This window comes from Novosphingobium sp. LASN5T (genome assembly GCF_003856955.1).
Taxonomy (GTDB): domain Bacteria; phylum Pseudomonadota; class Alphaproteobacteria; order Sphingomonadales; family Sphingomonadaceae; genus Novosphingobium.
This window is the reverse complement of the sequence record NZ_RQSI01000027.1, coordinates 48,069-56,147: the sequence shown is the minus strand read 5'-3', so window position 1 is coordinate 56,147 and position 8,079 is coordinate 48,069. Positions and strand designations below refer to the sequence as shown.

Genomic DNA, 8,079 nt, shown 5'->3' with positions numbered 1-8,079 from the left:
GCCCGCGCCGCCGCTGTGGGACTGGCGTGCCCCGCGCCCGCGCGACGAACGCCGGCCCGAAGCCGCCCGCCCCCGGCCCGACAGCGCCTTTGCCGCGCTGGCGGAATGGTTGGCGGCTGAACCGGTGGGGCGCTGATGGCCGCGGGGCTGCGGATCGACAAGCTGCTGTGGTATTTGCGGCTCGCCAGGACGCGCGCGCTGGCGCAGGATTGGGCGCAGGCGGGGCATATCCGGCTCAACGGGCGGCGCGTGGAGCGCGCGCACCAAGGCGTTTCCACCGGCGATATCCTCGTCATTCCGCTGGGTTCGGCGGTGCGCGTGATCGAGATTCTGGCACTTCCGGAGCGGCGCGGCCCCGCTCCCGAAGCACAAGCATGCTATCGGATGCTTGACGATACGCCCCCCTCGCCTCTAGCACGGCCCGAAACGCGTACCTGAGGGATAATCACGCCATGACTTATGTTGTGACCGACGCCTGCATCCGCTGCAAATTCATGGACTGCGTCGAGGTCTGCCCGGTGGACTGCTTCTACGAGGGCGAGAACATGCTCGTGATCAACCCCAGCGAGTGCATCGACTGCGGCGTGTGCGAGCCGGAATGCCCCGCCGAAGCGATTTTGCCCGATACCGAAAGCGGCCTGGAACAGTGGCTTGAGCTGAACGCCAAGTATTCGGCGGAATGGCCGAACATCACCGCCAAGAAGGACGCTCCGGCGGACGCCGACGAGCACAAGGGCGAAGACGGCAAGTTCGACAAGTACTTCTCGGCGGAACCTGGCGAAGGTGACTGATCGGGGCGATTGATCCGGCGCGATTGATCCGCCCCCGGAACCGCCCCAGATCGGGACTAGTCCAAAACAGACTGAAATTCCCGCGCCAGCGCGCGCGGGAAACACTACGATCCGTCCCCGAAAAGGATAAAACTGACGGGGTCGGAACAAGGTGCCTGAAATCGCAGTATATGCGGGAATCGCTTTCCTGTCGGCGACGATCGGCTTCTTCGCCGGCGCGCTGATGGCGACATCCAAGATCGCCTATCTGGAAAACCGCATTTCGCTGAACGAGCGGGAAGTGGAAAGACTCGCCGCGCGGGCCGAAGCCCTGCTGGTGGCGATGGGCCAGATCGCCACCTTGAGCGACGAACGGATGGGCTCCGCCCCGTCCAGCACCACGGCCGCGGGAATCGCCAGAACGACCTTGCACGCGCTTCGCTGACGTAGCGTCAAGCCGGACGGCCGCCTGCGAAAACAAGGAACCGTGGAGATTCTCCGCCGGGACTGGAAATTTTCCACAAAAACGTTATATACTCGCGCGTGCGGCATGGTCCCGGCCATGCGTCGCATTTCACGAAGATAAGGCAGGACACAAAGGCAGCACAAAAAAGGGGTCGCAGACCGCTTGTTGAGGGCCGCCCGCGAAGCAACGCGGGCATCGGGCGCAATACGCGCACCGGGGCCTCTTCCGCCGCCACATCCTAGCCCGTGTCGAAAGGGTAACCAATGGCAGCCAAGGCTCTTGCCTTCGATGTTGGGGATTACGTCGTCTATCCGAAGCACGGCGTCGGCCGGGTGGTCGAATTGCAGAACGAAGAAATCGCCGGAATGACGCTGGAGCTTTACGTGCTCCGTTTCGAGAAGGAACGCATGACGCTGCGCGTTCCTGTGAACAAGGTCGAAGCCATCGGCATGCGCAAGCTGTCTTCGGACAAGACGCTGCGCGAAGCGCTGGATACGCTGAAGGGCAAGCCCAAGGTCAAGCGCACCATGTGGTCGCGCCGCGCACAGGAATACGAAGCCAAGATCAATTCGGGCGACCTCGTTTCGATCGCGGAAGTCACGCGCGACCTGTTCCGCGCCGACGACCAGCCGGAACAGAGCTATTCCGAACGCCAGATCTTCGAAGCGGCCTCTTCACGCCTCGCCCGCGAACTGGCGGCGATGGAAAAGACCGACGAACCGGCCGCGCTCAAGAAGATCCTCGCGATCTTGAACGAATACGCGCCGAAGTACTACGAAACCGCCTGACGCCAAGGCCGGGCCAGACGGTCCGGCCGGGTTTCACGCCCGTTTCCACAAAAGGGGTCGCCGGGAAGCCGGCGGCCCCTTTTGCGTTGCCGCGCTCGCGTCGTCCAGATGCCGATGCGCGCCGACGAGCGACATGGCCCTGGGCGGCGAAGCTGTAGTATATGGGCAATACACATTCCCTCCCGGTGGAGACCATCGCATGTTCGCCAATCTTGCCCGTGCCCTGGCGGGCGTAGCCGCCGTCGGTCTCGGCGCCGCGCTGGCCGGCTGTTCGTCCGACGCGCACGTCACCATCGACGGTGTCAGCGGCGTGCCGCTGGCGCAGCTGGATACCTCGGGCAAGGCGCCGGACACGATCACCCTGCTCGGCCCCGATACCGTCCATGTTACCGGCGGGGACCGGCTGGCGATTACCGTCGATGGCGATCCGGCGATCAAGGACCAGCTCCGCTTCACCCTGAAGGACGGCAACCTCGGCATCACACGCGAAAAGCACGGGTTCGGCCAAGGCGGCACCGTGACCATCAACGTGGTCGTTCCGCCGTTGCAGGGGATCGTGCTGATGGGCTCGGGCACTGTCCACAGCGACGCGCTGCATGGAGAAGACGCCAGGGTGGTGATCGCCGGCTCCGGAAGCGTGGATAGCACCCGCGTCGATGTCGGCACGCTCAAGGTCGACGTACTGGGTCCGGGAACCGTGCGGGCCGCCGGCCATGCCAGGAACCTGGCGCTGACCATCGGCGGATCGGGCAATGCCGATCTTTCCGGCCTCTCGGTCGATGCGGCGAAGGCCGACGTCGCCGGGTCGGGCAGCGGCCGGTTCGCGTCGGACGGTACCGTGGATGCCTCGATCCTGGGCAGCGGCGACATCCACGTGCGCGGGCGCGCGACCTGCACGGTCAAGACGCTGGGCTCGGGCAAGCTGGTTTGCCAACCCGCCTGAAACTGGCCCGCCTAAAGCCGTTCAGGCGGCGGCGCGGCGCAACCTGTCGTTGATGGCGACGCCGATGCCCCGGTCCGGGATCGGCGCCACGGCGATCCGGGGCCGCGCATCGTCCGCCGCCAGATGCAGGCAGGCGTAGAGCCGGGCCGCCGCTTCCGCGAGATCGCCCGTGCGCGACAGCGAGACATCGCCGGCAACCGCGCCGAAGCCGATCAGGAATTCGTCCGGCTCCGCGTCCGGCGCGTCGAGGCGGACGGGCTTTCCCGGCGCATAGTGGCTGGCCAATTGCCCCGGCGCCTCGATCCCGCCGCGATCCTGCGCGCGGCCGGCGTGGGCTTCCCCCAGCACCGCGGCGATCCGCGCCTCCTCGATCGGGCCGGGCCGCAGGATCGCCCACGATCCATCCGCGCGCAGGCCGACGATGGTCGATTCGATCCCCTGCGCCGTCTCTCCCCCATCGAGAATCAGGCCGACCCTGTCGCCCAGCGACGCGCGCACGTGCGCGGCGCTGGTGGGGCTAATCGCGCCGCTGCGATTCGCCGAGGGCGCGGCCAGCGGCAGCCCGCTTTCGCGCAGCAGCGCCTGCATCACCGGATGCGCGGGGCAGCGCAGCGCCACCGTGGGCAGGCCCGCGCTGACCGCCATGGCAAGCGGCGCACCGGGCAGGCGCGGCAACACCATCGTCAGCGCGCCCGGCCAGAACGCGGTGGCGAGCGCCTCGGCCCGGTCGTCGAACGCGGCGAGCGCCCTTGCCGCTACGGCATCGGGAACATGGACGATCAGCGGATTGAAATCGGGGCGGCCCTTGGCACGGTAGATGCCCGCCACCGCGGCATCGTCGTCGGCCCGGGCAGCAAGGCCATAGACGGTTTCGGTGGGCACGGCGACCGTCCCCCCGGCGGCCAGCAGCCGCGCCGCCGCGGCAATGCCGGCGGCATCGGCGGCGCGCAGGTTGCCCGGTCCGCCGTGGGAAATCTTTGTACCGTCCATGCCTTGCCGCTATAGCGCGCGCCACGCTCTGCCAAGGAAAACCAAGCGAGGGGAACTGCGATGGATTTCACGCCACCAACCACCGACCAGGTGCTTGCCCTGCGCGTCAGCGCCGGGATCGACGAACTGGCGGCGCACGAACGCTTCGAGGCTGCCAGCCCCGATCTGGTGGAAGCCATCGTGGAAGGCATCGGAGCGCTGGCCGCCGGCGAATGGGCGCCGCTCAACCGGCTGGGCGATACCGAGGGCGCGAAATGGAGCGATGGCACGGTAACGCTGCCCGCCGGCTTCGCCGACGCCTACCGCGCGTTCGTCGAGCAGGGCTGGAACGCGATCGCCGGGCCGGTCGATCACGGCGGACAGGGTCTGCCCTTCGCGCTGGCGACGTGCGTGCTCGAGACGCTGGGCGCGGCCAACATGGGCTTCGCCCTGCTGCCGATGCTCACCGTCGGCGCGATCGAGGCGCTGGATCACCACGGCAGCGAAGCCCAGAAGGCGCTCTATCTTCCCAAGCTGGTCAGCGGCGAATGGTCGGGCACGATGAACCTGACCGAGCCGCAGGCCGGGTCCGACGTGGGCGCGCTGCGCAGCACCGCCGTGCCGATCACCGAAGGCCCGCACGCCGGCAAGTACCGCATCGCCGGCACCAAGATCTTCATCACCTTCGGCGAGCACGACCTGGCCGAGAACATCATCCACCTGGTTCTCGCCCGCACTCCCGGCGCCCCGACCGGCACGCGCGGCATCTCGCTGTTCATCGTGCCCAAGTTCCACGTCAACGCGGACGGCACCCCCGGCGCACGCAACGACGTGCGCTGCGTCTCGATCGAGCACAAGCTGGGCATCCACGCCTCGCCCACCTGCGTCATGTCCTATGGCGACCACGGCGAATGCATCGGCGAACTGGTAGGCCACGAGAACGAGGGCCTGAAGGCCATGTTCACGATGATGAACTCCGCCCGCATCAACGTGGGCAGCCAGGGTGTGCAAATCGCCGAACGCGCCTATCAGCAGGCGCGGGCCTATGCGCGCGACCGCGTCCAGTCCGCGCGGGCCGGCGCGGCGGACAAGACGCCGGTGGCGATCATCGAACACCCCGACGTGCGCCGGATGCTGCTGCGGATGCGCGCGCTGACCGAAGGCGCGCGGGCGCTGCTCTATTACACCGCCGGCCAGATCGATCGCGGGACGCTGGGCGACGCGGCCGCGCAGAAGCGGGCGGAAGTGCTGGTGCCCATGCTCAAGGCCTGGGGCACCGATGTCGGCTGCGAGGTGACCAGTCTGGGCGTGCAGGTCCACGGCGGCATGGGCTTCATCGAGGAAACCGGCGCCGCGCAACACTATCGCGACGCGCGCATCGCGCCGATCTACGAGGGGACCAACGGCATCCAGGCCGCCGACCTCGTCACCCGCAAGCTGGGTTACGACAACGGCGGCGTGCTGCAGGCGCTGATGGCCGACATCATCGCGGAAATGGAAGACGTACCCGAAGTCGCCGCGCTGGCGAGGGACGTGGCCGCGATCGCCACCTGGATGACCACCAGCGCCACGCTGGACGACCGGCTGGCCGGCAGCGTGCCGTTCACCACGATGTGTGCAGCGGCGGTGGCCGGCTGGCAGCTTGCCCGCCAGGCGCGGGCCACGGGCGATGACGCCAAGACGGCGGTCACGATGTTCTTCAACCGCACGATCGTGCCCGAAATGCGCGGCCTTGGCTCGGCGGCCATGGCGGGCGCGGCGCTGGTCTATCAGCTGGATACCGACGCGCTGCTGGCATGAGTGACCATACCCCCTTGCTGACCCGTATCGCCGAGGCGCTGGAACGGCTTGCGCCGCCCCCGCCGCCGCCCGTCGACTGGCTGGCGCACCCCGCCTACGTCTGGCTGGGGCGTACGGCCCGGCCGGTCGCCCGGCTGGAAGCGCCCGCGCTGGACCTGATGCACGGCATCGACTTCCAGAAGGGTGCGGTGGTCGAAAACGTGGCGCGCCTGGCCCAAGGCGCGGCCGCACACGACATGCTGCTGTGGGGGTCGCGCGGCATGGGCAAGTCGGCACTGCTGCGCGCCGCCACGCTGGCCGCGCAGACAGAACGGCCGGGCAGCATCGCGCTGGTGCAGGCTACGCCCGAGGCCGGCCTGGCCGACCTGTTCGCGCTGCTGCGGGGGATCGAGCGCCGCTTCCTGGTGTTCCTCGACGATCTCGGCTTCGACGCGGGCGACGCCGATGGCGCGCGCCGGCTGCGCAGCTGGCTGGAAGGCGGCGTGGAAGCGCGCCCCGCCAACGTGCGCCTTGCCGTCACCTCCAACCGCCGCGCCATCGTGGAACGCCATCTCAGCGAACAGGACGATCCGATCAACCCGCGCGACGTGGTCGACGACCGGCTGGCGCTGGCCGACCGGTTCGGGCTGTCACTGGGGTTCCACAATTGCTCGCAGGACGATTTCCTGGCGATCATTGGCGGATATGCCGCGCATTACGGGCTGGAATGGGAGCCGGCCGATGCGCTGGAGTGGTCACGCCGGCGCGGTGGCCGCTCCGGGCGCGTGGCCTGGCAATACGTGACCGAACTGGCCGGGCGGACCGGGCGCGCGCTGTAAGCCACACGCCCGGTGCCTTTCCCGCGCCTTACGGCTGCGGCTTGAGCAGGTCCGAATCTTCGTTCGGCTTGGCGATGAACTTGGCATCCGCCGGCGGCGGGGGCGGCATCGGCGTGGCCTTGATCGGCACGATCTCCGCCGCCGGCTTCGCGCCAGGGGCCACCACGCGCCAGATCACGCCGCCCACGTCGTCGCTGACCAGCAGCGCGCCGTCCTTCGCGAAGGCGACCCAGGTCGGTCGGCCATGCGCGCGGCCTTCGGCCGTGAGGAACCCGCTGAGAATCGGGGTCGGCGGGGTGGGCTTCACGTTGCCGCGATCGTCGAAGCCGACGAAGACGACGTCATAGCCCGAAAGCGGGCGGCGGTTCCACGAACCGTGGCGCGCGATGAATGCGCCCTGCGCGAAGCGTTCTCCCATCACGTTGCCACCGCGCGCAAACGCAAGGCCCAGCGGGGCGACGTGCGAACCCAGCGCGTATTCCGGCTTGCGCGTGTATTCGAGCATGTATTCGGGCATCGGCGCCTTCACGCGCCAGTCGATGTTCTTTTTCCAGTAGGCCCACGGCCAGCCGTACTGCGCGCCCAGCGGCACGTTGGTGAGGTAATCGGGCACGAGATCGGACCCGAGCATGTCGCGCTCGTTGACCACGGTCCACAGCTCGCCGCTGTGCGGATTCCAGTCGAGGCCATTGGGATTGCGCAGGCCGCCGGCGAATTCGCGGCTGCGGTGCTTGGCGAAATCGTACTCGTGGATCGCGGCGCGGCCCTTTTCCTGGTCGATGCCGTTCTCCGCGATGTTCGACGAGGAGCCGACGGTCACGTAGAGCTTGCCGCCATCGGCGCTGAGCAGCAGGTTGCGCGCCCAGTGGTTGCCGCCGCCGGGCAGGTCCATCAGCTTCTCGGGCTTGCCGGCAAGGTTGGTCTGGCCCAGCGCATAGGGGTACGACAGCACCGCGTTATGGTTGGCGATGATCAGGCGGCCGTCGCGGAACACCATGCCGAACGGCGAATCGAGCGCGGGATTGTCCATCACGAACTTCTGGTCGGCCTTGCCATCGCCATTGGTATCGCGCAGCAGCACGATCTTGTTGGGCGAAGGCCCGCCGGCGCCGACCTTGCGGAACAGCCAGTTCATCACCAGGCCCGTGATCCCGCCGGGGCCGCGGCCGGGAGGCGCGTTGGTTTCCGCCACCAGCACATCGCCATTGGATAGCACGGTCACCGCACGGGGATGATCCAGCCCGTCGGCGAAGCGGCCGACCGCCAGCCCCTGCGCCGCCACGGGCGCCTCGTTGGCTTTCCAGCCCACGGGTTCCGCCACCACGACCGTGGGTATGGTCTGCGCGCTGGGCTCGGCCAGCTTGGGCTTCGGCCCGGAAAGCTGGTCCAGCGTGTACTGTGCGGGATCACCCCGCATGGCCCAGGCGATGAAAAGGCCGCCCGCGACGACAACGACGAGCAGGCCGATGAGGATCTTGCGCAAAAGAGTCATGCGCACGAATCTAGGCGGCAAACGCCGTCCTGT

General features: G+C 68.2%; 9 protein-coding genes. 7 read left to right on the top strand and 2 right to left on the bottom strand.

All coding sequences use genetic code 11. The features are described 5' to 3' along the window. The first annotated feature begins 135 nt into the window (after positions 1–135). From EH199_RS16680 to EH199_RS16660, 5 genes are all read left to right on the top strand, one after another. Positions 136–438: an RNA-binding S4 domain-containing protein gene (locus EH199_RS16680; RefSeq protein ID WP_124810390.1), complete on the top strand. Its 303-nt coding sequence runs from the start codon at positions 136–138 to the stop codon at positions 436–438. A gap of 14 nt (positions 439–452) precedes the next feature. Next, entirely contained in the window at positions 453–791 is a 339-nt protein-coding gene (fdxA, locus tag EH199_RS16675; protein WP_084279690.1) for a ferredoxin FdxA, read from the top strand. A 151-nt stretch (positions 792–942) separates the two neighbouring features. Next, positions 943–1,215 carry a hypothetical protein gene (locus EH199_RS16670; RefSeq protein ID WP_124810389.1) on the top strand — a complete coding sequence of 91 codons (273 nt, stop codon included), beginning with the start codon at positions 943–945 and terminating at the stop codon, positions 1,213–1,215. Positions 1,216–1,499: 284 nt separating this feature from the next. Beyond that, a complete protein-coding gene (locus EH199_RS16665; protein WP_124810388.1) occupies positions 1,500–2,024 on the top strand; it encodes a CarD family transcriptional regulator in 525 nt (174 codons plus the stop codon). Positions 2,025–2,223: 199 nt separating this feature from the next. Next, positions 2,224–2,967 (top strand): head GIN domain-containing protein, encoded by a 744-nt coding sequence (locus EH199_RS16660; protein WP_190287308.1) that lies wholly within the window; start codon positions 2,224–2,226, stop codon positions 2,965–2,967. 21 nt (positions 2,968–2,988) lie between these two features. On the opposite strand, the gene EH199_RS16655 is transcribed toward EH199_RS16660, so the two are convergent. Beyond that, positions 2,989–3,957, bottom strand: coding sequence for an L-threonylcarbamoyladenylate synthase (locus tag EH199_RS16655; RefSeq protein ID WP_124810386.1), 969 nt, complete (start codon positions 3,955–3,957; stop codon positions 2,989–2,991). Positions 3,958–4,017: 60 nt separating this feature from the next. Between EH199_RS16655 and EH199_RS16650 the strand changes: the two genes are divergently transcribed. Continuing rightward, complete coding sequence (locus EH199_RS16650; protein ID WP_124810385.1) at positions 4,018–5,736, top strand: acyl-CoA dehydrogenase; 1,719 nt, start codon at positions 4,018–4,020, stop codon at positions 5,734–5,736. Beyond that, positions 5,733–6,554: a DUF815 domain-containing protein gene (locus EH199_RS16645; RefSeq protein WP_124810384.1), complete on the top strand. Its 822-nt coding sequence runs from the start codon at positions 5,733–5,735 to the stop codon at positions 6,552–6,554. The genes EH199_RS16650 and EH199_RS16645 overlap by 4 nt, the downstream gene beginning before the upstream one ends. A 28-nt stretch (positions 6,555–6,582) precedes the next feature. On the opposite strand, the gene EH199_RS16640 is transcribed toward EH199_RS16645, so the two are convergent. Further along, positions 6,583–8,046 carry a sorbosone dehydrogenase family protein gene (locus tag EH199_RS16640; protein ID WP_124810383.1) on the bottom strand — a complete coding sequence of 488 codons (1,464 nt, stop codon included), beginning with the start codon at positions 8,044–8,046 and terminating at the stop codon, positions 6,583–6,585. Between the last annotated feature and the right edge of the window lie 33 nt (positions 8,047–8,079).

Excerpts from the sequence above, each read along its gene's own strand:
- EH199_RS16645 (WP_124810384.1), top strand. The coding sequence starts at position 5,733 with ATGAGTGACCATACCCCCTTGCTGACCCGTATCGCCGAGGCGCTGGAA.
- EH199_RS16650 (WP_124810385.1), top strand. The coding sequence starts at position 4,018 with ATGGATTTCACGCCACCAACCACCGACCAGGTGCTTGCCCTGCGCGTC.
- EH199_RS16680 (WP_124810390.1), top strand. The coding sequence starts at position 136 with ATGGCCGCGGGGCTGCGGATCGACAAGCTGCTGTGGTATTTGCGGCTC.
- EH199_RS16640 (WP_124810383.1), bottom strand. The coding sequence starts at position 8,046 with ATGACTCTTTTGCGCAAGATCCTCATCGGCCTGCTCGTCGTTGTCGTC.
- EH199_RS16655 (WP_124810386.1), bottom strand. The coding sequence starts at position 3,957 with ATGGACGGTACAAAGATTTCCCACGGCGGACCGGGCAACCTGCGCGCC.
- EH199_RS16665 (WP_124810388.1), top strand. The coding sequence starts at position 1,500 with ATGGCAGCCAAGGCTCTTGCCTTCGATGTTGGGGATTACGTCGTCTAT.
- EH199_RS16660 (WP_190287308.1), top strand. The coding sequence starts at position 2,224 with ATGTTCGCCAATCTTGCCCGTGCCCTGGCGGGCGTAGCCGCCGTCGGT.
- fdxA (WP_084279690.1), top strand. The coding sequence starts at position 453 with ATGACTTATGTTGTGACCGACGCCTGCATCCGCTGCAAATTCATGGAC.